Raw genomic sequence first — 23,629 nt, 5'->3', positions numbered from 1 at the left:
GGTCAGCCGGCCAGCGCGGTGAGGGTCAGGGTCGCGCGGTAGCTTCCCTTGTCGATGGTGTTGGGGATCTTCAGGTCGAGGTCGGCGCCGACGACACCGGCGCTGCGGTCGTGACCCGCGGCGGCCGAGCCGAGCACGCGCGAGACGGCCAGACCGTCACCGCCGTCGTAGCCCGAGCCGATCGCGTCACCGGCGGTGGCACCGGCACCCGGGGTGACGACCTTCGGCGCCCAGCCGAGGTACGAGCCCGTGAACGTCTTGCCGTTGTCGACGAAGTCGCCCACCGAGGCCGAGACCGACCACGGCGACTTGCTCGCGCGGGTGTCGGTCACCGTGATGGGGTTGATCTGTCCGGTCGCCTCGAAGTACTGCAGGTTCTTCTCTTCGGCCGTGCCCATGTCGACCAGGCCGTTGTGACCGTTGATGGTCCATCCGAACTCACCGGGAGCGCCCGTGGGGACGTCGACCTGGATGTCCTGACCGTCGCCGTGGTTGGGGTGGATGGTGACCTCGTCCTGGATCGAGCCCACGGCCTCGGCGGGCTTCGTGCCGTTCTCGGGGCCGCACCACAGCACCTTGTTCAGCTCGACGGCCGCGTTGGGTGCGGCGCAGGTTCCGGAGCGGATGTTCTGCACGACGAGCTGGTCCTTCTTGACCTGGACCTTGACGTACGTGCGCACGTGCTCCTGGTTCTGCACGGAGTTGTACCAGTAGTTGGCCGGGTTGAGCGGGTCGGCGCCGTTCCCTGCTCCGCTGGTGCCGCTGTTGTCGGGCGAGGTGATGTCGTAGTACTTCGATCCGGATGCCGTGTTGGCAGTGACGTACACGACGCCGCCGGGGCCCTCGAAGACCTCGTCCTGGCCGGGCTTCTCGTCGGCGTTCGCCTTGGCGCCGTTCTTGATCTCGTACGAGCGCGAGTAGCTGTGGTCGTGACCCTGGAGCACGAGGTCGACGCCGAGCTTCGAGAACGCGGTCGGGAAGTCGGTGCGACGGACCTTGTTGTCGGAGTCTTTCGCGTGATCCGCCGGCGAGTAGATCGCGTGGTGGTACACGAGCACCGTGTACTTGGCATCCGCCCCGTGCGTGTTCACGACGTCGGTGACGTACGAGATGTGCGCGTCGTCGCCGCCGCCGCCCTGCGAGGTGGCGTAGCTGTTGCTGTTCAGGTCGATGTACAGGACGTCCTTGTAGATGAACCAGTAGTCACCGCCCGACTCGGTGCCGATGCTGCCCGAGCCCTTGCGGTAGTAGGCGCCGGAGCGATCGGTGTTGGGGGTGTACAGGTGCTGCTCGTAGGCCTTGCCGCCCACGTCGTGGTTTCCGATCGTGGCCGCCCACGGGATCTGGCGCAGCGCGTCGGGGGCGAGGAAGGCGTTCCACTGGTCTTCGCGGTTGGCGGAGTCGACCTGGTCGCCACCCGAGACGAGCATCTCGGCGTTCGGGTTGGCCGAGACCGCGACGTTCATCGTGTCCTGCCAGCCGGCCTGGTCTTTCGCGATGTCGCCCGACGAACCGATCTGCGGGTCGCCGAAGAACAGGAAGTCGTAGTCGCCCTCGAACGACTGCGTCGTGAAGGTGTACGTGCTCGACCAGTTGCCGTCGGAGCCGACGCGGTACGAGTAGGCCGTGTTCTCGGCGAGGCCCGTGATCGTGGCGTGACGGTTGAAGCCGCCGCTGGAGGCGATGTTGGCGGTTCCGGATGCCGAGAAGGTCGTCGCCGATGCGGGGAACTGGCCGTTCGCCACGGCCGAGGTCGGCGCGATCTGCACCGTCTGCGCCGTGTCGGCGGAGGAGTACCACGTGACGATGCGCTGCGACTCGTCGGCTCCGACACCGAGGATGACGCCGGAGAGGGTGGCCGTGGTGTCGGCCATCGCCGCCGGGACGGTCGCTGTGCCCGCGAGGACGAGCGAAGCGCCGACGGCGGCGGCTGCGATCCACGAGACACGGCGACGCGTGTGCGTCCCGTGCGACGTCGATGCGGTGAGGAACATGGGTGTCCGTTTCTTTCGAGGGGGGCTCTGGTGCGCTCACCGGTCGGGAGCGCACCCCACGCTCCGCCCGCTGGGTGACGCGCACGTGAATGCGTGACCCAGCACACGTATCCGAAGCGACAACACCGTCACTCGATGCCGAGCACGCGCTGCACGAACCAGACGAGCCCCGCGAGGGTGACGGCGATCGCCAGGAGGGCGCTCGCCCACATGCCGATGCGCGGAGCGCGGCGGCGCAGCAGCACCAGCAGCGGGAAGACGACCACGATGATGCCGATCTGCACGGCCTCGATGCCGACGTTGAACACCAGCAGCGACCACAGCAGCGTCCACGACCAGGGCTCGTCGATGCCGAGGGCTGAGGCGAAGCCGAGTCCGTGCACCAGCCCGAACACGAACACGACGCCCACCCGCAGCCACCCCGCACGGTCGAGGCGGAGGAAGCCGTGCGCCTTCAAGAGGTCTTGATCGACCTCGCCGCGGCGCCACAGCCGCCAGAGGTACCAGGCGCCGACCACCGCGATCGACAGGGCGATGGTGGGCTCGACGACCTCGGGGGGCGCGGCGATCACCCCGGTCGCGGCCAGGATGAAGGTCACCGAGTGCGCGATCGTGAAGGTCGTCGCCGCGATCACGATCTCGCGCAGGCGCCGCGAGCCGACGATGAGCGCGAGCAGGAACAGGATGTGGTCGATCCCGGTCAGCAGGTGCTCCGCCCCGAGGCGGAAGAACTCCCAGAACCGCTCGAGCGTCGTCTGCGCGGTGGAGAACGACGGGTGCTCCGCGTCGAGCACCGTGCTGCCCTCGTGCAGGTCGAGCGAGAAGGTGAGGATCGTCTTCGTGTCGGACACGAAGCCCTCGGCATCCGGGAACAGGCCCGAAGCGATGTCGTGGCCGTTCTCCGACGGCGGGCAGGTGTCTTCGAGGGTGAGGACGGCGTACGGGACCCCGTCCTGCCGGGTCATCGAGATGTCATCGGTCATCCGCGCGGTGCACGCCTTTCCGGCGGCGGTGATCTCGAACCGCTTCGTGACGTAGGCGGCGACCGTGTCGTGGTGGGCGACCAGAGCAGCCGCCTGCTGGTCGGCGTCTCCCGACTCGAACGCCGCCGTGCCCTCCTGGAAGAGCGGGTCGTCGCGCTCGGCGTCGGCGGCCGAGACCACGAGGAGGTCGTACTCGAGCTGCAGCTGCGTGCGCACCACCCCCGGGCCGTCGCCCGAGAGATCGGCGTAGACCACCGACTGGAAGCCGTGGGCCCACACGGGACCGGCGAGATACAACAGTGCCGAGACGAGGGCGGCGAGGAACAGCAGACGCGTGAGCACGCGTCGGACGAGAAGCGACATGAACACCTTTCCGCGGCGATGGTGCGCGCCCGTCATGAACGGTTGCCCGCGGTGGGGCGAACGGAAACGGAACGTGCGACCGTCGTTCTCCTGCGCGCCACCCGGCTGGTCCAGGGTGAGCGGGTGCATCTCAGAGTCCCGACCGCGGCCGTCCTCACGATCACGGCGGCGGCGGTGCTCGCGCTGGCGGGGTGCTCGACGGATGCCGGGTGGCCCGAGACCCGCCCCGCTCCGGCGGCGATCGGCGCACCCGCTCCGGGGTTCGTCCCCGCCACGACCCCGGCACCCGAGTCGACGATCTCGCCGACCCCGGGATCGTGGAGCGGCGTGACCGCCCCCGCCGGGTACCGCGTGGTGCTGCTGACCGTCGGAGACGACGCCCTCACCGCGACCCTCGTCACCGCGATCGAGGACTGGGCGAGCGAGACGAGGGCCGACCTGCGTGTCGTGCACGCCGACGACGACATGATCGACGGGATCGTGCGGGCGATGGACCTCAACCCCGACCTCATCATCAGCGCGGGCGACGCGCTGGTCGATCCCCTCGCGACGGTGACCGCGAACCACCTCGACCGGCAGTTCCTCGTCGTCGGCGCCGAGCTCGCCGAGCCGACCGAGAACGTCACCGCCGTCGACTGGACCGGCGCCGCCTACCGCGGCGAGGGCCTCGGCACGGCCTCCGCCTACGACCCGGCCTCGTTCACGGCGGAGCGATCCGCGGCCGCGGTGCGCGCGGGGGTCGCCGCGGTGCTCACGGGCCTACGCGGCATCGTGCTCTGGATCGGCTGAAGAGCCCCGGGCTCGCGCGGCGGGGGCTCGCGTCTCCGAAGCCCGCGGCTCAGGCGCGCGACGCGGGGCTCGTGACTCAGGCGCGCGAGCGTCGACGCGCGCGGACGACCGCCCCGGTCACGACCGCGGCCAGGGCGAGGGCGGCACCCAGCACGGCGACCTCTGCTCCCGTGGCCGGAAGGGTCTCGGGGCGGGGGTGCGCGGCATCCGGGATCGTCGTCGCGGGCGGCGTGCGCGTGGGCTCCGTCGGGGCCGGAGAGGCGGGAACGTCGGAGCGCTGCGGCACCTGCACCTGGATGATCATCGAGTCGCCGCCGGGATCGTCGGCCGGCACGGTGAGCGCGCCCACGGGTATCCACAGGGCGGATGCCGCGAGCACCACCGCCGTCGTTCGTGCGAGGTTCATCGAACCCCCCTTCCGCACGAGAGCCTGACGCAGCGAGGTGATCGGGCGGCGACCGGACGGTGAGCGGTGAACGAACGCCTGACGCCCCGCCGCGGCAGGTGCGTCGTGACCTCGGGTGCTAGCGTGCGGGGGTGAATCCGGATGCCACCGCCCCTCGCCGCATCAGAGTCTCGGCCGCGGTGATCACCGACGGCGACGGCCGCCTTCTGGTCGTACGGAAGGCCGGGACGACGGCGTTCATGCAGCCCGGAGGCAAACCCGAAGAGGGTGAAACGCCGGCCGAAACCCTCGCGCGTGAACTCGCTGAGGAGGTGGGACTGCGGGTGAGCCCCGACGCCCTCGAGTCGCTGGGCGAGTTCTCCGCCAGCGCCGCGAACGAGCCGGGCTTCGAGGTGGTCGCCGACGTGTTCCGGGTGAACATCGGCGATCAGGAGCCGGTTCCGGATGCCGAGATCGCCGAGCTCCGCTGGGTCACCGCCGCGACGGCATCCGGGATCGAGATCGCCCCGCTCGCCCGCGAGTTCTTCCTGCCCGCGGGCTGACCCGCTGCGCGCCGGGGGCCGCGCCGCCCCGCCGACGGGCCCGCGCGTCGCCCGCCGCCGCCCGGCCCCCTCACGCCGGGGTCGCCCCCTCCTGTTGAGTGTCCAGAACACGCCGTTCGTGCGCGCCGGATGCGGCGTGTCTTGGACGCTCAACATGCCCCGCGCCCGACACCCCCTCGAGTGTCCAGGACACGCCGTTCGCGCGCGCCGAGCGCGAGCGGGCGGTGCCCCGCGCGAGCAGGCGCGAGCGACCCCGCGCGTCAGCTCACCAGGAGCTCTTGCGGTAGTCCTTCAAGAAGATGCCGAACAGGTCTTCGCCGGCCTCGCCGCGCACGATCGGGTCGTACACGCGGGCCGCGCCGTCGACGAGGTCGAGCGGGGCGTGGAAGCCCTCCTCGGCTAGGCGCACCTTGGTGAAGTGCGGGCGCTCGTCGGTGATCCAGCCGGTGTCGACGGCGGTCATCAGGATGCCGTCGGTCTCGAACATCTCGCGCGCGCTCGTGCGCGTCAGCATGTTCAGCGCGGCCTTGGCCATGTTGGTGTGGGGGTGGCCGGGGCCCTTGTATCCGCGGCCGAACACGCCCTCCATCGCCGAGACGTTGACGATGTACTTGCGCTTCGCGGTGGATGCCGCCATCGCCGGCCGCAGGCGGCTGACGAGCAGGAACGGCGCGGTCATGTTGGCCAACTGCACCTCGAGCATCTCGAGGGGCTCGACCTGGTCGACGTGCTGCGTCCAGCTGTTGATGCGGTCTTCGTCGGGGATGAGCCCGCCCGCGTCGATCGCGGTTCCGGTGAGCAGGCGCTCGAGCGAGGAGGATCCCGCGGCCATGGCCTCGGCGGTCAGTTCGTCGGCGGTGCGGGCGGCCGAAGCGAGGATCGGGTGCGCCGACACCGACTGTGCCAGCGCCAACGGGTGCGCATCGTTGGTGTGGCCGAAGGTGAGCAGCTCGGGCAGGGGGCCGTCGGGGAGCGGCGCGAGCTCGGCGTCGACGAGCGGCTTGTAGGCGCCGGGCGAGCGGCGCACGGTTTGCGCTGCGTTGTTGATGAGGATGTCGAGGGGGCCGTCGGCCTCCACCGACTCGGCGAGCCCGATCACCTGGGCGGGGTCGCGCAGGTCGATGCCGACCACCTTGAGGCGGTGCAGCCAGTCGGCGCTGTCGGGCAGCGACGAGAAGCGACGCACCGCGTCGCGCGGGAAGCGCGTGGTGATGGTGGTGTGAGCGCCGTCGCGCAGCAGGCGCAGGGCGATGTACATGCCGATCTTGGCGCGGCCGCCGGTGAGCAGGGCGCGCTTGCCGGTGAGGTCGGTGCGTGCGTCGCGCTTCTCGTGGCTCATCGCCGCGCAGTCGGGGCAGAGCTGGTGGTAGAACGCGTCGACGAGCGTGTAGTCCTGCTTGCAGATGTAGCAGGCGCGGGCCTTGATGAGCTCTCCGGCGAACGGCATCTCCGTGCGGGCCTGCAGCGGGATGCCGCGGGTCTCGTCGTCGATGCGGTCGGCGGCGCCGGTCGCGGTGGCGGCGACGACGGCGCGGTCGGCATCCGCGATGCGCTGGCGTTTCTCTTTGCGCGACTGGCGCTTGACGTCTTTGTAGAGCTTGCCGGTCTGGCGGCGCAGCGCGATGTAGGCGGGGTCTTCGGGTTCGAGCGAGGAGGCGGCGTCGATGACGCGCAGCGCGATCTCGAGCTCGTCGGGGTCGATCGCGTTCGACCGCGACGCCGCGGGCGACGTGTCGCGGTCGGGGTTCAGCGGTGTTTCGGGCACAGGGAAGTGTACCGAGGCCTTGCTGAACGGGCCATGGACCTGGGAGCGACTCATCACTCCGCCGCCCGCGCCTGGCACCAGAACAGGAAATGTCACGAGAACAGGGCGATCCGTTGCGGATCGGCCTGTTCTCGTCGCGCTTCCTGTTCTCGTGACACACGCCGCCGTGGCGTCAGCGCTGCCCGCCCTCGACCCAGCGCGTGTGCGCCTTCAGCGCGTGCAGCACCGCGAGGCGCACCACGAAGTACAGAGCAGCGCCGATCACGGCGATGCCGATGATCCAGACGAGCAGGAGGATGAGCGCGTGTGCGCCGCCGAGCATCATGGCGCGAGCCTAGCGAACGGCCTCCGCCGCGCCGACCGAGGGGGCCGTCGCCCGCCGCGACGGGTCGTACCGCAGCAGCCAGCGCTGCGCGGGGATCTCGACCCACCGGTGCATCGCGAACGCGAGTCCCAGCGCGATACCGAACGCGGCGAGCGCGAGCGGTACGGCCTGGCGCCACGGCAGTTCGGGATGCCCTTCGGGCCACGCCGACGACACCGACGCGATCACCAGCAGGTGCACGAGGTAGAAGGCGAACGACACGCGGCCGAGCTCCTGCCACAGCGGGCGGGCGAGGAAGGTCGATCGTCCCCGGGCGTCCGCGACGGCGAGCGAAGCGACCAGCAGGGCGAAGAAGCCGACGGTCGCGGCGAGCCCCGGGTGCACGTCGGTGCCGGGCACGGCGGGGGCCTCCGACAGCGCGTACCCGACGACGGCCAGCGGCACGGTGTAGCGCAGCCGCAGCGGCATCCATGCCCCGCTCTTCACGAGCAGCGCGAGGGTGACGCCGAGTACGAACTCGGGCAGGCGGAGCAGAGGGGTGGATGCCGACGACATCGGCACCGGCGACAGCGCGGCGATCTGCGGGGCCAGGGCGACGAGCGCGAGGGCCACGCCGACCGTGATGACCTTGGCACAGTTCGACATGCGCACGAGGGGGCGGATGAGGAACGGGAAGCTGAGGTAGAAGAACGCCTCGCACACCAGCGACCAGCTCGCGGGGTTGCCGGCCTGCCACCAGTCGGGCACCCAGCCGTTGACCAGCAGCAGATTGGCCGCGAGCGGGGCGGCGCCGTCGGTGCGGATCTCGGGCACGAGGGTGGCTGCGGCGATCAGGGCGAGCCCGACGCCGACGACGTGCAGGGGGTAGATGCGGGCGAAGCGGTGCCACCAGAACGATCCGGCGCTCTGCTGCGGCTTGAATCCCCACGCCAGCACGAAGCCCGAGAGGATGAAGAAGAGCGTCACCCCGGTCTTGCCGGCCTCGAAGACGAAGGCCCACACCGTTCCCGCGGGGCCGCCGAAGTATTCGACAGCCATGAGGTGGTGCCCGAAGATCAGCATCGCCGTCGCCCAGCGCAGCCCCGTCAGCGAGGGGAGATTCCGCACCTGGGCGAAGGGGGCGGATGCCGCGACCCGAGCGGTCGCCACGGGAGCCGTCATGGTGGTGATGGTGACCGCCTCCTCCGTCGTCGAAACACGCGCGATGATCCGCTCGTCGACGACACCTGTGGAGCCGACCTGAGCGCACCGGGTCGCGCAGACCGGTGGAGACCGTACTCCGTTCGCCCGATGAAGAGCCTGGGAGGGCAGGGGCTTGACGGGAACCGATCGACCCGGGGTGATCACGGCGGAGTCACCGGATATCCTGGCTGATCCGATGACGGCTGAGGGGAATCGTCATGGTGGAACCGGTCCGTCCCGCACGGCGCGCGCGCGTCTTCTCGATCGCGACCGCGGTGGTGTTCGCGGCCCTCAGCGTCGGCTACATCGTGCTGGGGCTCGGTTTCGCGGCGCTCCTCTACGGCGGACTGACCCTCGCGCTCCTGACCGTGCTGCTAGTCGTCGCGGCCTTCGTCGATTCGCTGGCCATCCGCTGGATCGCCTTCGCCGTCACGCTGGTCGGTGCCGCGGCGTGCGCGGTGTCGGCGTTCACGCAGCTGCCGAGCGACGGCGGAGGCGCGGTCACCATGCTGTTCGGGATCCTGCCGCTCCTCGCGCTCGCGCTGTTCGTCGTGACCGCCGTTGCGCGCGCCGCGCATCGCGCGACGTGAGTCCGCGGGGCGTCTACTCCGCGACGGGCAGCGCGCGCTGCGCGACGAGGCGCCGCGCCTCGACGGCAGCCTCGGCGAAGTCGGCATCCGGATCATCCATCACGATCGCGGTCGCTCGGGCGTGCGCGCTGACCACGTCGTACGGAGAGGCCGCGGCGCGCTCGACGGCCGGCTCGGCGCGGAAACCGATCGCCGCGAACGCGCGGCTGAGGCTGCGCTGGGTGTCGTGGTCGCCGCGGCCGAACTGGGTCGAGAGCTCGTCGGCGAGGGCCTCGTGTGCGTCGTCGGGAACGAGTCCGGATGCCGTGCGCCAGGCCGCCCGCGCCACCTCGGGGTGCCGATCGCGCAGCACGGCCGGGGTGATCGCCGCGTACGCCGCGGGGTGGCCGATCTTCGACAGGGTGTGCAGCGACTGACTCCGCGCCTGCGGGATCTCGGAGGTCACCTCGGGCAGCAGAGCCTGCACGACCCGCGCAGGGTCATGGCGGGTGAGCGCCCACGTGAGCATGTCGCGCACGAAGAAATCGGACTCCACGGCGCACCGGGCGACGAGCTCGACGATGTAGCTGTCATCGGGCCGGGTGCCGGCGGCGAGCGCGGTCTGCAGACGGGCCGACGAGTCGGGCAGCGCGAGGGCGGCGCGCAGCCGGTCGGCGGGCGTCGAGTCGGTCATTGTGGCCCCCTTCGCATCCAGCGTTTCATGAGAGGGGGACGATCGGGGCCGCCTGCCAGGGGTTGATCCGCCTCCGGTCGGGCCTTTAAGGTCGGGGTCGCGGTACTCGCCCCACTCTTTTCCCCCGGAAGAAGCGCAATGACGGACGACACGGAACGCCTGTACGAACTCCGCGACGGCATCGACGCCGACGCCCAACGCTTCGAAGCAGGAGCCGCCGCGGCGACCGCGCAGTCGGCCGGCGATGATTCGGGGAGCATCGAGGTCGAGGTCGTCGCCGACACGCCCACGATCACCGTGAACGACGGCTGGCGACGCTCCTACGAGCCGAACGCGCTCGGCCCCGCGATCATGCAGGTACTGACCACTCTCGCGACCCGCCGGCTCGAGCAGTTCGCCGACGCCGCGGAGCAGGCCACTCCGCGCAACCGCCCGACACCACCGCTGGGGGACACCCCGGTCGGCCAGGCGCAGATCGAGCTCGAGCGCGCGGGCGACGACCTCGACGGCACGGCGATGCTCAACCGCTTGACGGCGATGCTCGACACGATGGTCGGCGGAATCGACGAGACCGTGCAGACCATCGCCGCGCGCAGCTCGGCCCCGCACTCCGGCACCAGCGTCCCTGAGCACGTGCGCGCGACCATGCGCGGGCGCACGCTGGTGGAGCTCACGCTCGACGAGCGGTGGCTCGAGTACGCCGGCCCGAACGAGATCTCGCGCGAGGTGAACGAGGCCATCTCCGCCGCCTCCGCGCAGGCCACCTCACTGCTGCCCACCAACCCCTTCCAGGGCACGCCGCTGGCGGGCATCGGACGCATGCTCGACGACCCGTCGGCGTTCGGCCGCTACCTGGCGGGCCACGACGACCCCTTCATCACCGATCCGCGAGGAGCGTGACCGCCATGAATGACCAGATCAACGTCGCCTACGAGGCGCTCGGGTCGGATGCGACCCGGTGGGACTCCATCGCCACGAGCATCAACGGCGCCCACTCCAAGGTGGCCGGCATCGACATCTACCGCGGCGCGTTCTCGTTCGCGGGCCTCGACGCGGGTGACGTGTACCTCGAGGCGCACGCGAAGGTGCTGACGCTGCTGGCGGACGCCGAGACGCAGGCCACCGGTACGGCGAACGCGCTGCGCGCCATCAAGAACGACTTCGAGACGAACGAGACCCAGACCCAGAGCGATCTCGCGGGCATCTGGGAAGAGAAGTAAGGGGAGAACGATGGATGCCGCTGCCGACATCAGCCAGCAGATCAACGACCTGCTCCGTCGCATGGAAGACGGAGTGCAGCGCCTCACCGACGCGGTGAACCGCGTGCTCTCGCACGTACCCGAGGTGTTCTCGTGGGTGGTGGACCGCGTGCAGACGCTCTGGAACCAGTTCCTGGAGAAGATGCAGGAGTTCTGGAACTGGTTCACCGACAAGCTCTCGTACGTCGGCAACCCGTTCATGCTCGACGGGGCCGCGGGTGGCTGGCGCGAAGCGGGCGGCGTGATGATGAACCAGACGCGCGAGATCGACGACAGCGACCTGCGGGTCGACGACACCTGGGCGGGCTCGGGCGCCGACCAGTACCGACAGTCGATGCCGTCGCAGCGCGACGCCATGAAGTCGATCGACACCGACTACGCGAGCAACATCGCCGCGGCGTTGGTGACGATGCGCAACGCCATCGCGATCTTCTGGGGAGCCGTGGGCTTCGCGATCATCGCCGCCATCGCCGGTGTCGCTCTCGCCACCGGCGAGGCCATCTCGATCCTGGGTCTCCCGGCCGTTCCCCCCACCGCGATCGGTGCGATCGTGACGGGACTCGTCGCCATCGGGGCGGCCACCGTGAACCTGTACGCCCAGACGGCGAGCGCGCGCGACACCATGCAGAAGTCGTTCTCGGGTGTGCAGACGTGGCCCGAGATCGTCACGGGCTGAGCGTGTCGGCATCCGGGGCCGCGCCCGTCGACCGCTCCGGTCGGGCGCGCGTGTTCGCGTACATCGTCATGCCGATCGTGGCGCTCCTGGGTATCGGTTTTTTGGTACTCGGAGCCTCGACGGCGGTGTTCCTCGTCGCGGGCGCGACGCTCGTGGTCCTCGCGATCCTGGGGCTCATCGCGGCCCGGGGCGCGCGAGCGGGGCGTCTCGCGGCCCTCGTCGTCGCGGCCGTCGGAATCGTGGTCACGCTGATCGTGGGGGCGTCGACCACGTCGGCGACCGGTGACACCGAGCTGATGAGCGCGGCGGCTCTCGCGTTCTCGATCGCCGCTGCCGCCCTCGCGGTGTTCTTGATCGGTCAGGCCGCGGCGACCCGTCGGGGCTGAGGGGGCGGATGCCGCCGGCGCGGCGATCGCGCGCGTGCGGGAGCGGCTCGACCGTGTCGTCCGCGGGCTCGCGCCGACCGCGGCTCAGTGCGTCGCGAGCCGGAGCGCCGCGCGCGCCGACTCCGCGCCGAACGCGGCGTCGAGGAACAGGCGCGAGGCACCGAGGATGCCGCCGACGCGCGGGTGGCGCGGAACGGCGACCTCGAGGTTCTCGGTGGCCATCGGCAGGCAGTCGGCCCAGAGCTTCGACTTGATCGCGGCGATGAACACGTCGGACGCACTGAGCGAGCCGCCGACCACGAGCCGGTCGGGGGTGAAGAAGTTGACAATCGTGGCGAGCACGCCGCCGGTCATGCTGCCGGCCTCGCGCAGCAGGCCCGTGGCGAGCGCGTCGCCGGTGCGGGCGAGGTCGATCACGGTCTCGACGTCCGACACGTCGCGCCCCGCGTCTTGCGCGGCGCGGGTGAGGGCCGAGCCGCTCGCGACGGCGTCGAGGCAGCCGACGCGTCCGCACGAGCACGGCACGGGGGCGGCCCCCGGCACGGTGACGTGGCTGATGTCGCCGGCGGCGCCGCTGCGGCCGGTGTAGAGCTGCCCGTCGGCGATCACGCCCGAACCGATGCCCGTGCCCGCCTTGATGAAGACCTGGTTGCGGGCGTCGGGGTCTCCCCCGACGAGCTCGCCGACGGCCATGCAGTTGGCGTCGTTGCCGGCGATCGCGGGAACACCGAGGGTGGCGGCGAGAAGCGCCGCGACGTCGACGTCGTGCCACCCGGGCATGCGCGAGGGGGCGACGAGTCGGCCGGTCTCGGCCGACACCGGGCCGGGCAGGGCGATTGCGGCGCCCGTCAGCGGGGGCGTGCCCTTCGCCTGCACCAGCGCGGCGAGTTCGTCGGCGACGCGGCGGAGCACGGCATCCGGACCCTCCGCCAGATCCAGCACGAGGTGGTGGTGCGCGAGGGCGGTGCCGGCGTAGTCGACGAGGCCGATCGTGCTGCGCTCGACGCCGAGGTCGATGCTGCCGACTGTGCCGAGGCCGCCGCGAACGGCCAGGCGGCGGGGGCGGCGACCGCCTCTCGAGTCGTCGGAGCCGTCTTCGACGACGACGCCCGCGGCGATCAGCGGATCGATGCGCGCGGTCACGGTCGAGGGTGAGAGGCCGGTGTGCGCGGCGAGCTCGGCGCGCGAGCGGGCCGCTCCCGTGCGCAGGGGGGTCAGCACCACGAGAGTCTGCGGGCTGAACGACGGCAGGGCGACGGGATGAGGCTGCACACCCCCACCATAGTCCAAAGTTGGAGTATCTGTGTCGAATTATCTCTGTAACATGGCCTCGTTAGTTTGATTTCACCAACGACGCGGAAATCACCTCCCCGCGTCGGCTGTACCGACATCGCGGCGAGTCCGCGGGAAGGATCCACGCCCGTGTCGACGCCCGCGTCCCCCGCAGCCCCCGTCTCCGCGCCCCTCGTCGCGGTCCGCGAGGTGCAGAAGCACTTCGGCGACCACCACGTGCTCAAAGACATCGACCTCGACATCGCCCGCGGCGAGGTCGTCGTCATCGTCGGCCCCTCGGGCTCGGGCAAGTCCACGCTGTGCCGCTGCCTCAACCGCCTCGAGACCATCACCTCGGGCACCATCACCATCGACGGCGTCCCGCTGCCGAGCGAGGGTCGGGCCCTCGCGAACCTCCGCGCCGAGGTGGGAATGGTGTTCCAGTCGTTCAACCTCTTCGCGCACCGCACCGTGCTCGACAACGTCGCCCTGGCCCCGCGCATCGTGTCGAAGGTGTCGCAGAAGAAGGCCCGCGACGAGGGTCTCGCCCTGCTCGAGCGCGTCGGCATCGCCGACAAGGCCGACCGCTTCCCCGGCGAGCTCAGCGGCGGTCAGCAGCAGCGCGCCGCCATCGCCCGTGCGCTGGCGATGAAGCCGAAGCTCATGCTCTTCGACGAGCCGACCTCGGCCCTCGACCCCGAGATGGTCAGCGAGGTGCTCGACGTGATCACCTCGCTCGCCGAAGAGGGCATGACGATGGTCGTCGTCACGCACGAGATGGGCTTCGCCCGCCGCGCCGCCGACCGCGTCATCTTCATGGACGACGGCCGCATCGTCGAAGACACCACCCCCGAGCGCTTCTTCACCCACGCCGAGAGCGATCGCGCTCGGGCGTTCCTGTCGAAGATCCTCGCCCACTGACATCCTCCCCACCCCCGACGCGGCTCGTTCCGCACGCACCAGCAAACGAAAGGCAGTACCCGTGATCTCCTCTCGCTCGATCCTTCGCCGAGGCCTCGTCCTCTTGGCGTCCGCGGCCACGGTCGCATCCCTTGCCGCGTGCTCGTCCGGCACCGCGGCCGTCCCCGGTTCCGACCCGAGCGCCTCGGCCAACGCCAGCAGCCTCGACGAGGTCTACTCCAACGCGCCCGTCGCCGACGCCGCGGCCCTCATCCCCGACTCGACCATGGCGAAGATCAAGGAGCGCGGAAAGCTCATCGTCGCCGAGGCGCTCGACGCTCCGCTGCTCTCGCAGCAGGACCCGACCAACCCCGACGACGTCGAGGGCTTCGACGCCGACCTGGCCAAGATGCTCGCGATCTACATCCTCGGAAAGCCCAGCGTCGAGATCGTGCCGCCGGCCTCCGAGACCCGCGAGGCCCTGCTCGCCAACGGCACCGTCGACGTGGTGTTCAACACCTACACGATCACCGAGCAGCGTGCCGAGCAGGTCGACTTCGCCGGTCCCTACCTCGAGTCGGGTCTGGCCGTCGCCGTGCGCAGCGACAACACCGACATCAACGGCATCGACGACCTCGGCGGCAAGACCGTCATCGTCGGCGCGAACACCCCCGCCGTCACGGCCGTGCCCGAGAAGCAGCCGACCGCGAACATCGTGAGCTTCGCCACCGACCCGCAGGCCCTGCAGGCCCTCACCCAGGGCCGCGGCGACGCGTACGTGCAGGACTTCACGCTGCTGGCCAGCCACGCGATCGACGACAAGAGCATCAAGGTCGTCGGCCAGCCCTTCACCACCGAGGCCTACGGCATCGGCCTGAAGAAGGATGACGCGCAGTTCAAGTCGTTCATCAACGACTGGCTGACCAAGATCCAGGACGACGGCTCGTGGGCCAAGATCTGGGAGGCCACGCTCGGCGAGGCCGTCGAGTCGAACGCTCCGACTCCCCCCGCGATCGGCAGTGTCCCCGGCTCCTGAGCCGCTGACCGACCGGCGCCCGTCCCGCACATGGCGGGCGCCGGTCTCCTTCTCGTTCATCCGCTGACCCGAGGACCCCATGGACTTCTTCGCCTCCAGCGCCGGGCCGATCGCGCAAGCGCTCGGAACGACGATCCTGCTCGCCGTGTCGGCGGGTGTCGGGTCGATCGTGCTCGGCACGCTCGTCACCGCGGCGCGCATCAGCCCCGTGCCGGTGCTGCGCTGGGCGGCGTTCGCCTACGTGCAGTTCTTCGTCAACGTCCCGCTGCTGGTGCTGCTCGTGCTCGCCGTGTTCGCGTTGCCGGATGCCGGGTTCTTGCTGCCCCTGACGCCGACGGCGATCATCGTGCTCACGCTGTACGAAGCGGCGTACGTCGCCGAGGCCGTGCGCAGCGGGGTGAACACCGTGAGCCGCGGCGAGATCGAGGCCAGCCGCGCGCTGGGCTTCTCGCTGGGCCAGACCCTGCGGGTGCTCGTGATCCCCCAGTCGCTCCGGGCGGCGATCCAGCCGATCGGCAACGTCATGATCGCCCTCACCATGAACACCGCCCTCGCCGCGGCCGTGGGCGTGGTCGAGCTGACGAGCGCCGCGAACAAGCTCAACCTGGTGCAGGCCCAGCCCATCCTGATCTTCACCGCGGCGGGTCTGATCTACATGGTGCTCGCCCTCGCGATCGGGCTCTCCGCCGGCCGTCTCGAGAAGAAGTTGAGGATCCGCCGATGACCGCCACCCTCTCGCTCTACGACGAGCCCGGGCCCCGCGCCCGGCGCCGCATCCTGCTCTGGTCGATCCTCAGCGCCGTCGTCATCGTGGGCCTGATCGTGCTCGCGCTGATGCAGTTCGCGTCGAAGGGCCAGCTCGACGCCGACCGCTGGGCACCCTTCCTCGACATCGCGATCTGGGAGTACCTCGGCGTCGGCCTGCTCGGCACGCTGCAGGCCGGGGCCCTCACGGCGGTGCTCGGCTTCGTGCTGGGCCTGCTGCTCGCGCTCGGCCGCCTCAGCCGCGTCGGCTGGGTCAGCTGGTTCTGCACCGCCTACATCGAGATCGCCCGCACGGTCCCCGTGCTGCTGCTGATCTACCTCATGCTCTTCGGCCTGCCCCAGCTCGGGCTCAACTTCCCGGTGCTGTGGAAGCTCGTCATCCCGCTGACCCTGGCCAACTCGGCCGCGTTCGCCGAGATCATCCGCGCCGGCGTGCTCGCCCTCCCCCGCGGCCAGGCCGAGGCCGGTCTCAGCCTCGGCATGACCCGCTGGCAGGTCGACCGCAAGGTCGTGCTGCCGCAGGCGCTGCGCTTCGTCGCCCCCTCGCTGGTCGTGCAGCTGGTGAGCCTGTTGAAGGACACCTCGCTCGGCTACATCGTCGCCTTCACCGAGCTGCTCTACCGCGGTCAGGTGCTGTCGACCTTCAACGGCCTGCTCATCCAGACGTTCGTGGTCGTCACCGCGATCTTCCTCGCCCTCAACGGCAGCCTCTCGGGTCTCGCGGCCCGCCTGCAGAAGCGCCCCGGTCGCCGCAGTCTCGCGGCTCCCGCCAAGGTCGCCCCCGCGGGGCTCACCACGCCGAACGCTCCCGTCGACCGCTGATCCGCCCGTTTCCACCCCGGCACCGAAAGAACTCCCCGTGACTTCTCTTCCCCCCGTTCCCGCTCCGCTAGCCGATCTGGCCGTCGTCATCCGCTCGGGTGTCGTCGAGAGCCGTCACCTCGGCTCGATCGCGGCCCTGGCCGCCGACGGCTCCGTCGCGTGGCAGACCGGCAGTGGCGAGCAGATCCTGCCCCGCTCCACCGTCAAGCCCGTGCAGGCCCTCGCGTGCCTGATCGCCGGGGCCGACATCGACGGCGCCGAGCTCGCGATCGCCGCGGGCAGCCACACCGGCGAAGACGTGCACGTCGAGGTGGTGCGCGAGATGCTCACGCGCGCGGGCCTCGACGACGCGGCCCTCGGCTGCCCCGTCGACTGGCCCGAAGACGAGCCGACGCGCGAGCGACTGATCCGCGACGGCGAGCAGCGGTCCCGCGTGCGCATGAACTGCTCGGGCAAGCACGCCGCGATGCTGCTGGCCTGCGCGGTCAACGAGTGGGACACCGCGACCTACCTCGACCCCGCCCACCCCCTGCAGCAGCTCGTGCGTGCGACGCTCGAGCGCCTGTCGGGCGAGACGGTCGCGCACGACGCGGTCGACGGCTGCGGCGCTCCGCTGTTCAGCGTCTCTCCCCTCGGGATCGCCCGCCTCTTCCGCGCCCTCGTCACGGCCGAGCCCGGCACGCCGGAGCGCAGAGTGGCGGATGCCATGCGCACCCACCCCCGTTTCGTCGGTGGCGATCATCACGCCAACACCGACGCGATGCTGCGGGTTCCGGGTCTGCTGTCGAAGGGCGGCGCCGAGGGCGTCATCGGCATGGCGACCGCCGACGGTGCGGCCGTGTCGATGAAGATCCTCGACGGCAACCCGCGTGCCACCACCCTCGTCGCCCTCACGGTGCTCGAGGCGCTCGGCGCCGACATCTCGAGCGCGGGCGACCTGGTCGACCTGCCGATCCTCGGCGGCGGCGTTCCGGTCGGCTCGATCCAGGTGGGCGGCGACGTGCGCGCGTGGCTCGACGCCCCCGCCGCGAGCGCCGCACCGTGAGCATGGCCGCCGAGTCGGCATCCGTCATCGAGAACACCCCGGCCGGGGCCCGCGCCCTCGTCGAGATCTGCGTCGACGACCTCACCGGAGTCCTGGCCGCCGAGCGGGCGGGGGCCGATCGCGTCGAGCTCTGCGCCGATCTGCTCGAGGGCGGAACGACGCCCAGTCTGGGCATGATCCGGGCGGTGCTCGCCTCGGTGGAGCGCGTGGGTGTGCAGATCATGGTGCGCTCGCGCGGCGGCGACTTCGTCTACTCGGCCGACGAGCTGCGCGTGATGGCCGCCGATGCTGCCGCCATCGCGGCCCTCGCCCGTGAGAGCAGCGTGGCAGTGGGCATCGTGTTCGGCGCCCTCACCGCCGACGGGCGCATCGACGAGCAGGCCCTCGACGCGATCCGCGCGGCCGCCGGCGACGTGCCGATCACCTTCCACAAGGCCTTCGACGACACCGCCGACCTGTTCGAGGCGTACGAGACGCTCGCCCACCACGGTGTCGTGCGCGTGCTGACCTCGGGTGGGGCGGCGACCGCAACTGAAGGCGCCGACGTGCTCACGGCCCTGCGCGCCCGGTCGGAGGGCTCGCGGATGCCGACGGTGCTCGCCGGCGGCTCGGTCCGAGCCCACAACGTCGCGGCGTTGCTCGAGAGCACGGGCGCCCGCGAGGTGCACGTGCGCGCGCAGGTCGCGACCGACCGCGGATTCCTCGAGACCGACGAGTCGCTGATCCGCGACACCGTCCGTGCCGTCGCCGAGCGCTCGCGCGCGACGCTCCCCGCCGCGATCGCCGTCGACATCGGCGGCACCTCGGCCAAGGGTGCGCTGGTCGACGCCGACGGGCGGGTGCTGCACAGCTCGTCCGTCGCGACCGGCTCGGGCGCCGAGACCGTCTCGCGCATCGCCGACCTGCTGCGCGAGCTCGTCGCCGCGGGTTCGGCCGAGGGCCGCGCTGTCGTGGGGGCGGGCGTCGTGAGCCCCGGCCTCATCGACACCGCCACCGGCACCGTGCACTACGCCTCGAGCCTCGGCTGGAGAGACGTTCCCCTGGCGCAGATCCTGTCCGACGCCGTGGGCATCCCCGTCGCCGTCGACCACGACGTGCGCGCGGCGGGAGCGGCCGAGTCGGCGTTCGGCGCCGCCGCCGGCTCGCGCGACGTCGTGTTCGCGGCGATCGGCACGGGAGTCGCTGCCGCGATCACCTCCGACGGGCGCGCGCTCGAGGGAGCCATTGCCGGAGCGGGCGAACTGGGCCACATCCCGGTCGTCCCGGGCGGCGAACTCTGCACGTGCGGCCAGCGCGGATGCCTCGAGGTCTACTTCTCGGGAGCCGGCCTCGCCCGTCGCTACGCCGCGGCGAGCGCCGAGGTGGGCGACGAGATGCTCGTCGAGACTCCGGATGCCGCGGCCATCATCGCCCGCATCGACACCGACCCGATCGCCGCGCGCGTCTGGGTCGAGGGCCTGGACGCCCTCGCGACGGGCTTGGCGACCCTCACGCTGCTCGTCGATCCCGAGGTGATCGTGCTCGGCGGGGGCGTCGCGCAGGCCGGGCCCTCGTTCGTCGAGCCCCTGCGCGAGCGCCTCGCGGCCGCCCTCGTGTGGCGTCCGGTCCCGCGTCTCGAGACCGCGGCCCTCGGCACCCACGCCGGCCGCATCGGGGCCGCCATGCTCGCGTTCGATGCCGCACAGCGCGCCGAGGTCACCCGTTCGTGGGTCGCGCCTGTCATCCTGGCTGAGCCCGCGGCATCCGCAACCGCCCCGACCGCAGAGGAGGCCCGCGCATGACCGAGATCGCGATCGTGAAGACGCACGCCGAGGCCGGCCGTATCGCCGCCGACCTCATCGTCGCCGCACTGGCGACGCGCGACGAGCCGACGCTGGGCCTGGCGACCGGCTCCACTCCCCTGCCGGTGTGGTCGGCGCTGGCCGAGCGCTCGCTCGACCTGTCGGCCGTGCGCGGCTTCGCCCTCGACGAGTACGTCGGGCTCCCCGCCGGACACCCCGAGAGCTATCGCGCCGTTGTCGATCGCGACATCGTCGCGCCCCTCGGTCTCGACCCGTCCCGCGTGCGGGTGCCGGGCGACGACGAGGGCCCGCTGGCCGAGGCCGGCGAGCGCTACGAGGCCGCGATCGCCGACGCCGGCGGGATCGACCTGCAGATCCTCGGCATCGGCCGCACCGGGCACATCGGCTTCAACGAGCCGGGCTCCTCGCTCGCCTCGCGCACGCGTCTCAAGGCGCTCACGCCCGCGACCCGGGCCGACAACGCGCGGTTCTTCCCGAGCATCGACGACGTCCCCACGCACTGCCTCACGCAGGGCATCGGCACGATCCTCGACGCGCGGGTGCTCGTGCTGCTCGCGTTCGGCGAGACGAAGGCCCCCGCCGTCGCGGCGGCGGTCGAGGGTCCGCTGACCTCGTCGTGCCCGGCATCCGCCATCCAGCTGCACCGCCGGGCCGTGGTCATCGTCGACGAGGCCGCAGCCGCCCGGCTCGAGCACCGCGACTACTACCGCTTCGCCTGGGATCACCGCGAGATCGCGACGGCATGAGCGCCGACCTGCTGCTCACCGGCGCCCGGGTGGTCGACGCCCGGCGCGACCTGCGCGGGGCGTGGGTGCAGGTGCGCGACGGGCTGATCGCCGCGGTGGGCTCCGGACCGGCCCCGCAGGCCGACGAGCACATCGACCTCGACGGGGCGACACTCACCCCCGGTCTGATCGACCTGCACGTGCACGGCGGCGGCGGGCATGCCTTCGACGACGGGGCGGATGCCATCGCGGCCGGCGTCGCCGCGCACCGTCGCCACGGCACCACGGCCACGCTCGTGAGCCTCGTGTCCTCCCCCCTCGACGTCCTGCGCCGTCAGCTCGACGGGGTCGAGGTCGCGCGCCGGTCCGATCCCGGCATCCTCGGCGCCCACCTCGAGGGTCCCTGCCTCTCGCCCGCGCGGCGCGGAGCGCACGATCCCACAGCCCTCGCGCTGCCCGACGAGCGCTTTGTCGACCTCGTGCTGTCCGCCGAACCCGGCCTGATCCGCCAGGTCACGCTCGCACCCGAACTGCCCGGGGCGCTCGACGCGATCCCGCTCTTCGCGGAGCGCGGCATCCGCATCGCCCTCGGGCACACCGAGGCCGACTACGCCCTCACGCGCGAGGCGATCGCCCGCGGGGCGACCCTGCTCACGCACGCGCTCAACGCGATGCCCGCGATCGGCCACCGCCTGCCCGGGCCCGTGCCCGCCGCCCTCGACGACGAGCGCGTGACGCTCGAGCTGATCCTCGACGGGGTGCACGTGCATCCCGCGGTCGCCCGCATGCTGCTGACCGCGGCGCCGCAGCGGGTGGCATTGATCACGGATGCCATGGCCGCCGCCGCCCACGCCGATGGCGACTACCGCTTGGGCGACCTCGACGTGCGGGTGGTCGAGGGCCGCGCGCTGCTCGACGACGGCGTCACGATTGCCGGTTCCACCCTCACGCTCGATCGCGCGGTCCGCACGGCCATCGTCGACCTGGGCCTGAGTGCTTCGGATGCCGTGGGCGCGGCGACGGCCGTTCCCGCCGTGGCGCTGGGCGCGGCGACGCGCGGGCTCCTCGAGCCCGGCATGCGCGCCGACCTCGTCGCGTGGAACGCCGACTGGCAGCCGCAGCGGGTGTGGCTCAGCGCTTCGTGACGCGCCGCTCGAGCAGCTTCTTCGCGACGTCCATGAAGTTGGGGGCGTACTTGGCCCACTCCTGGTCGAGCTTGCGCACGTCGATCTTGCCGGTGTGCAGCAGTTCGCAGATCTTGAGCCAGCTCTCGCCCGTCGCCGCCGTCAGGGCACCGGCGACCGCGGCGTTCACGACGATTCCCGCGCCGGGGATGAGCTTGAGGAAGCTCGTCGCGAGCGCACGGCCCGCCACCTGCACGCCGAACTGCGCGAGCGCTCCGGCCGACAGCATCGTCTTGACCTCGAGGTCGTAGATCGCGGCGATGCGGCCCATCATCGTGAGCTGAATCGGCGCCAGAGTGAGCGCATCAGAGACGGGAAGCGGAACCGTCGCCGCTCCCGCGGCCGTTGCGGCCGCCGCGGCGATGATCGGCCGCGCCATCTCCCTCTTCCACGGGAGGTTGAGGCGCTGTGCGATGCGAAAGGCGTCCTTGTCACGTTCGGGCGCGAGTTCGAGGGTCTCCGTGACAAGGTCACCGAGGCCGTGCCCCTTCCCCTTCCCGTTCTTGTCGCGGGTGGAGGTGAGGATGACCTGCCGGTACGGGATGCGCAGCCGCTCGCCGGTGTTCGGATCCACCGGGTCGTTCAGCCAGTCGACGAACGCCTCCAGGTCCTTCGCGACGCCCTGGTGCCCCGTGATCGGGTTCTTGATCCAGTCGACCTTGGTCAGCACGAGGATCACCGGCAGCCCCCGCGCGTCGAGCTCGCGGATCATCGCGATGTCGGCCGGAGTCAGCCTGTCGTCGGCGGCCCGCACGCAGTACCAGACGACCGAGATCTGGTGATCGCCGGGGTGAGCGGCGATGGCGTCGAGGTGAGTGCGCAGCTGCTGGTCGGGCGGGACCGGTGACCCGATCTCGAACCCTTCGACGTCCCAGATCCCGAGCGAGTCATCGCTGTAGAAGTGCACGCCGCGGGTGACCGGCAGGCCGCGCCCGACCTTCGCCCAGTCGCGGCCGAACACGGCGTTGACCAGCGACGACTTGCCCACGCCCGAGGCGCCGACGATCGCGAGGTTGAACCGGCCGTACCGCGACTTGGCCGCGGAGCTCGCCTCGATGAACGCCTTGTCGTCGAGGTCGGGTGTGTCGGCCTTCTTCTTCGCCATGGTGTCGCCGTCCCCCGCAGATGACTCAGCTCGAGACCCGCGGATGCGGATGCATCGAATCTACGTGCCGGGGCTCCGCGGAAGGCTTTCGGGGGCTGCCCCTTGTGCGGGGGCGGATGCCATGGGAGGAGGTTTGGGGAGGTCGCCGCCCAGCCCCCGTGAAGCTCCGCGGCTGATGCGGCCCCCGCCTCACCCCGCCGCCACGGTCTCCCGCGAATACTTCGCCGCCCGTGCGACCTGATCGGCCGTCGGCACGACGCCCGTGTACGCGACGAACTGCCGCGCAGCCTGCAGCGCGATGACCGCATCTCCGCCGATCACCTCGGCTCCGGCGGCGCGAGCCGCCGCCAGCAGCGGGGTCTCGGCCGGGAAGGCGACGACATCCATCACCACGGGAGCTGCCCGGATGTGCTCGAGCGGAAAGGCGAGGGCGTCGGCGTGCGGCCCGTTCATACCGATCGGCGTCGCGTTGATGAGCGTCGCCTCCGCGGCAGTCGGCAGCTCGGATGCCGCGGCGAACCCGTACTGACGGGCGAGGGCGGCCCCGGTGTCGACGTTGCGCGAGAGAACAGTGACCTGGTCGGCACCGCGAGCGTGCAGCACCGCGGCGATGGCCTTCGCCATGCCTCCCGAGCCGTGCAGGATCACGGGACGGGTGAGGTCGACGTTGTGGTCGGCGATGAGCTCGTCGATCGCGAGGTAGTCGGTGTTCGACGCGGTGAGCACGCCGTCGTCGTTCACGATGGTGTTGACGCTGCCGATCGCCGCGGCCGACGGCTCGAGGGTGTCGACGAGCGGAACGACGGTCTCTTTGTGGGGCATCGAGACGGAGCATCCCCGGATGCCGAGTGCCCGCACCCCCGCGATGGAGCCGACGATGTCGGTCGTGCGGAACGCCTTGTAGACGAAGTTCAGCCCCAGCTCGGCGTAGAGGTAGTTGTGGAAGCGCGTGCCGATGCTCGTCGGGCGTGCCGACACGGAGATGCAGACCGTGGTCTGCGCGTCGATGCGGTGCGGTGCGAGGTTCGTCTCGGTCATCG

The 23,629-nt window shown here is 71.2% G+C and carries 25 protein-coding genes; 15 read left to right on the top strand and 10 right to left on the bottom strand.

Annotated features, from left to right (window positions below; translation table 11 throughout):
* Positions 1-2: 2 nt before the first annotated feature.
* Positions 3-1,994: a metallophosphoesterase family protein gene (locus ABXS86_RS10815; protein ID WP_353664446.1), complete on the bottom strand. Its 1,992-nt coding sequence runs from the start codon at positions 1,992-1,994 to the stop codon at positions 3-5.
* A gap of 128 nt (positions 1,995-2,122) precedes the next feature.
* On the bottom strand, positions 2,123-3,340 hold the full coding sequence (locus ABXS86_RS10810) for a HupE/UreJ family protein (RefSeq protein ID WP_353664445.1): 1,218 nt from the start codon (positions 3,338-3,340) through the stop codon (positions 2,123-2,125).
* 123 nt (positions 3,341-3,463) lie between these two features.
* Here ABXS86_RS10810 and ABXS86_RS10805 point away from each other — a divergent pair, with 123 nt between their 5' ends.
* Complete coding sequence (locus ABXS86_RS10805) at positions 3,464-4,129, top strand: hypothetical protein (protein WP_353664444.1); 666 nt, start codon at positions 3,464-3,466, stop codon at positions 4,127-4,129.
* Positions 4,130-4,205: 76 nt separating this feature from the next.
* Here the strand turns inward: ABXS86_RS10805 and ABXS86_RS10800 are convergent, their stop codons facing one another.
* Positions 4,206-4,535, bottom strand: a complete 330-nt coding sequence (locus tag ABXS86_RS10800) for an LPXTG cell wall anchor domain-containing protein (RefSeq protein ID WP_353664443.1) — start codon at positions 4,533-4,535, stop codon at positions 4,206-4,208.
* 131 nt (positions 4,536-4,666) lie between these two features.
* Between ABXS86_RS10800 and ABXS86_RS10795 the strand changes: the two genes are divergently transcribed.
* Complete coding sequence (locus ABXS86_RS10795; RefSeq protein ID WP_353664442.1) at positions 4,667-5,077, top strand: NUDIX hydrolase; 411 nt, start codon at positions 4,667-4,669, stop codon at positions 5,075-5,077.
* A 265-nt stretch (positions 5,078-5,342) separates the two neighbouring features.
* On the opposite strand, the gene ABXS86_RS10790 is transcribed toward ABXS86_RS10795, so the two are convergent.
* From ABXS86_RS10790 to ABXS86_RS10780, 3 genes are all read right to left on the bottom strand, one after another.
* On the bottom strand, positions 5,343-6,896 hold the full coding sequence (locus tag ABXS86_RS10790; protein WP_409988219.1) for an SDR family NAD(P)-dependent oxidoreductase: 1,554 nt from the start codon (positions 6,894-6,896) through the stop codon (positions 5,343-5,345).
* Between the two features lie 118 nt (positions 6,897-7,014).
* Complete coding sequence (locus tag ABXS86_RS10785) at positions 7,015-7,167, bottom strand: hypothetical protein (RefSeq protein WP_307207422.1); 153 nt, start codon at positions 7,165-7,167, stop codon at positions 7,015-7,017.
* A 9-nt stretch (positions 7,168-7,176) separates the two neighbouring features.
* A complete protein-coding gene (locus ABXS86_RS10780) occupies positions 7,177-8,328 on the bottom strand; it encodes an acyltransferase family protein (RefSeq protein WP_353664440.1) in 1,152 nt (383 codons plus the stop codon).
* Between the two features lie 239 nt (positions 8,329-8,567).
* On the opposite strand from ABXS86_RS10780, the gene ABXS86_RS10775 reads away from it, so the two are divergent.
* Positions 8,568-8,939 (top strand): hypothetical protein, encoded by a 372-nt coding sequence (locus ABXS86_RS10775; RefSeq protein WP_353664439.1) that lies wholly within the window; start codon positions 8,568-8,570, stop codon positions 8,937-8,939.
* Between the two features lie 13 nt (positions 8,940-8,952).
* Here the strand turns inward: ABXS86_RS10775 and ABXS86_RS10770 are convergent, their stop codons facing one another.
* Complete coding sequence (locus tag ABXS86_RS10770) at positions 8,953-9,612, bottom strand: HEAT repeat domain-containing protein (protein ID WP_353664438.1); 660 nt, start codon at positions 9,610-9,612, stop codon at positions 8,953-8,955.
* 138 nt (positions 9,613-9,750) lie between these two features.
* Here ABXS86_RS10770 and ABXS86_RS10765 point away from each other — a divergent pair, with 138 nt between their 5' ends.
* Genes ABXS86_RS10765 through ABXS86_RS10750 form a run of 4 tightly spaced genes read left to right on the top strand, consistent with a single transcriptional unit; the run spans position 9,751 to position 11,933 of the window.
* Positions 9,751-10,512, top strand: coding sequence for a hypothetical protein (locus ABXS86_RS10765; RefSeq protein ID WP_353664437.1), 762 nt, complete (start codon positions 9,751-9,753; stop codon positions 10,510-10,512).
* Between the two features lie 5 nt (positions 10,513-10,517).
* Positions 10,518-10,832, top strand: a complete 315-nt coding sequence (locus ABXS86_RS10760; RefSeq protein WP_307207434.1) for a hypothetical protein — start codon at positions 10,518-10,520, stop codon at positions 10,830-10,832.
* Positions 10,833-10,842: 10 nt separating this feature from the next.
* A complete protein-coding gene (locus ABXS86_RS10755) occupies positions 10,843-11,547 on the top strand; it encodes a hypothetical protein (protein ID WP_307207436.1) in 705 nt (234 codons plus the stop codon).
* Positions 11,523-11,933, top strand: a complete 411-nt coding sequence (locus ABXS86_RS10750; RefSeq protein ID WP_353664436.1) for a hypothetical protein — start codon at positions 11,523-11,525, stop codon at positions 11,931-11,933. The genes ABXS86_RS10755 and ABXS86_RS10750 overlap by 25 nt, the downstream gene beginning before the upstream one ends.
* Before the next feature lie 84 nt (positions 11,934-12,017).
* Here ABXS86_RS10750 and ABXS86_RS10745 read toward each other — a convergent pair whose 3' ends face one another.
* Entirely contained in the window at positions 12,018-13,205 is a 1,188-nt protein-coding gene (locus ABXS86_RS10745) for an ROK family transcriptional regulator (protein WP_307207440.1), read from the bottom strand.
* 150 nt (positions 13,206-13,355) lie between these two features.
* Between ABXS86_RS10745 and ABXS86_RS10740 the strand changes: the two genes are divergently transcribed.
* From ABXS86_RS10740 to nagA, 8 genes are all read left to right on the top strand, one after another.
* Positions 13,356-14,126: an amino acid ABC transporter ATP-binding protein gene (locus ABXS86_RS10740; protein ID WP_353664435.1), complete on the top strand. Its 771-nt coding sequence runs from the start codon at positions 13,356-13,358 to the stop codon at positions 14,124-14,126.
* A 61-nt stretch (positions 14,127-14,187) separates the two neighbouring features.
* A complete protein-coding gene (locus tag ABXS86_RS10735) occupies positions 14,188-15,141 on the top strand; it encodes a glutamate ABC transporter substrate-binding protein (RefSeq protein WP_230703870.1) in 954 nt (317 codons plus the stop codon).
* A gap of 79 nt (positions 15,142-15,220) precedes the next feature.
* Positions 15,221-15,865, top strand: coding sequence for an amino acid ABC transporter permease (locus ABXS86_RS10730; protein ID WP_144831171.1), 645 nt, complete (start codon positions 15,221-15,223; stop codon positions 15,863-15,865).
* The gene (locus tag ABXS86_RS10725; protein ID WP_353664434.1) at positions 15,862-16,728 is read left to right on the top strand and encodes an amino acid ABC transporter permease; all 867 of its coding nucleotides are present in this window, start codon (positions 15,862-15,864) and stop codon (positions 16,726-16,728) included. The genes ABXS86_RS10730 and ABXS86_RS10725 overlap by 4 nt, the downstream gene beginning before the upstream one ends.
* Positions 16,729-16,765: 37 nt before the next feature.
* Complete coding sequence (locus ABXS86_RS10720; protein ID WP_353664433.1) at positions 16,766-17,773, top strand: asparaginase; 1,008 nt, start codon at positions 16,766-16,768, stop codon at positions 17,771-17,773.
* Positions 17,737-19,554, top strand: coding sequence for a copper homeostasis protein CutC (locus ABXS86_RS10715; protein WP_353664432.1), 1,818 nt, complete (start codon positions 17,737-17,739; stop codon positions 19,552-19,554). The genes ABXS86_RS10720 and ABXS86_RS10715 overlap by 37 nt, the downstream gene beginning before the upstream one ends.
* Entirely contained in the window at positions 19,551-20,321 is a 771-nt protein-coding gene (locus ABXS86_RS10710) for a glucosamine-6-phosphate deaminase (RefSeq protein ID WP_353664431.1), read from the top strand. The genes ABXS86_RS10715 and ABXS86_RS10710 overlap by 4 nt, the downstream gene beginning before the upstream one ends.
* Complete coding sequence (gene nagA / locus ABXS86_RS10705) at positions 20,318-21,445, top strand: N-acetylglucosamine-6-phosphate deacetylase (protein ID WP_353664430.1); 1,128 nt, start codon at positions 20,318-20,320, stop codon at positions 21,443-21,445. Before ABXS86_RS10710 ends, nagA begins: the two co-directional genes overlap by 4 nt.
* Here nagA and ABXS86_RS10700 read toward each other — a convergent pair.
* Together ABXS86_RS10700 and ABXS86_RS10695 are read right to left on the bottom strand one after the other, a co-directional pair.
* Complete coding sequence (locus ABXS86_RS10700; RefSeq protein ID WP_353664429.1) at positions 21,432-22,589, bottom strand: GTPase family protein; 1,158 nt, start codon at positions 22,587-22,589, stop codon at positions 21,432-21,434. The two genes, nagA and ABXS86_RS10700, sit on opposite strands and share 14 nt — an antisense overlap.
* Before the next feature lie 189 nt (positions 22,590-22,778).
* Positions 22,779-23,627 (bottom strand): shikimate 5-dehydrogenase, encoded by an 849-nt coding sequence (locus tag ABXS86_RS10695; protein ID WP_353664428.1) that lies wholly within the window; start codon positions 23,625-23,627, stop codon positions 22,779-22,781.
* Between the last annotated feature and the right edge of the window lie 2 nt (positions 23,628-23,629).

Origin of the sequence: Microbacterium sp. che218 (genome assembly GCF_040436305.1) — a bacterium.
GTDB lineage: Bacteria > Actinomycetota > Actinomycetes > Actinomycetales > Microbacteriaceae > Microbacterium > Microbacterium algihabitans.
The sequence above is the reverse complement of the archived record's forward strand: the minus strand, read 5'-3'. Positions and strand labels throughout refer to the sequence as shown.

What these genes read in the sequence shown, in the direction of transcription:
- ABXS86_RS10815 (WP_353664446.1), bottom strand. Translation starts at nt 1,994, where the DNA reads ATGTTCCTCACCGCATCGACGTCGCACGGGACGCACACGCGTCGCCGT.
- ABXS86_RS10810 (WP_353664445.1), bottom strand. Translation starts at nt 3,340, where the DNA reads ATGTCGCTTCTCGTCCGACGCGTGCTCACGCGTCTGCTGTTCCTCGCC.
- ABXS86_RS10800 (WP_353664443.1), bottom strand. Translation starts at nt 4,535, where the DNA reads ATGAACCTCGCACGAACGACGGCGGTGGTGCTCGCGGCATCCGCCCTG.
- ABXS86_RS10790 (WP_409988219.1), bottom strand. Translation starts at nt 6,896, where the DNA reads ATGAGTCGCTCCCAGGTCCATGGCCCGTTCAGCAAGGCCTCGGTACAC.
- ABXS86_RS10785 (WP_307207422.1), bottom strand. Translation starts at nt 7,167, where the DNA reads ATGATGCTCGGCGGCGCACACGCGCTCATCCTCCTGCTCGTCTGGATC.
- ABXS86_RS10780 (WP_353664440.1), bottom strand. Translation starts at nt 8,328, where the DNA reads ATGACGGCTCCCGTGGCGACCGCTCGGGTCGCGGCATCCGCCCCCTTC.
- ABXS86_RS10775 (WP_353664439.1), top strand. Translation starts at nt 8,568, where the DNA reads ATGGTGGAACCGGTCCGTCCCGCACGGCGCGCGCGCGTCTTCTCGATC.
- ABXS86_RS10770 (WP_353664438.1), bottom strand. Translation starts at nt 9,612, where the DNA reads ATGACCGACTCGACGCCCGCCGACCGGCTGCGCGCCGCCCTCGCGCTG.
- ABXS86_RS10765 (WP_353664437.1), top strand. Translation starts at nt 9,751, where the DNA reads ATGACGGACGACACGGAACGCCTGTACGAACTCCGCGACGGCATCGAC.
- ABXS86_RS10760 (WP_307207434.1), top strand. Translation starts at nt 10,518, where the DNA reads ATGAATGACCAGATCAACGTCGCCTACGAGGCGCTCGGGTCGGATGCG.
- ABXS86_RS10755 (WP_307207436.1), top strand. Translation starts at nt 10,843, where the DNA reads ATGGATGCCGCTGCCGACATCAGCCAGCAGATCAACGACCTGCTCCGT.
- ABXS86_RS10730 (WP_144831171.1), top strand. Translation starts at nt 15,221, where the DNA reads ATGGACTTCTTCGCCTCCAGCGCCGGGCCGATCGCGCAAGCGCTCGGA.
- ABXS86_RS10725 (WP_353664434.1), top strand. Translation starts at nt 15,862, where the DNA reads ATGACCGCCACCCTCTCGCTCTACGACGAGCCCGGGCCCCGCGCCCGG.
- ABXS86_RS10710 (WP_353664431.1), top strand. Translation starts at nt 19,551, where the DNA reads ATGACCGAGATCGCGATCGTGAAGACGCACGCCGAGGCCGGCCGTATC.
- nagA (WP_353664430.1), top strand. Translation starts at nt 20,318, where the DNA reads ATGAGCGCCGACCTGCTGCTCACCGGCGCCCGGGTGGTCGACGCCCGG.
- ABXS86_RS10700 (WP_353664429.1), bottom strand. Translation starts at nt 22,589, where the DNA reads ATGGCGAAGAAGAAGGCCGACACACCCGACCTCGACGACAAGGCGTTC.
- ABXS86_RS10695 (WP_353664428.1), bottom strand. Translation starts at nt 23,627, where the DNA reads ATGACCGAGACGAACCTCGCACCGCACCGCATCGACGCGCAGACCACG.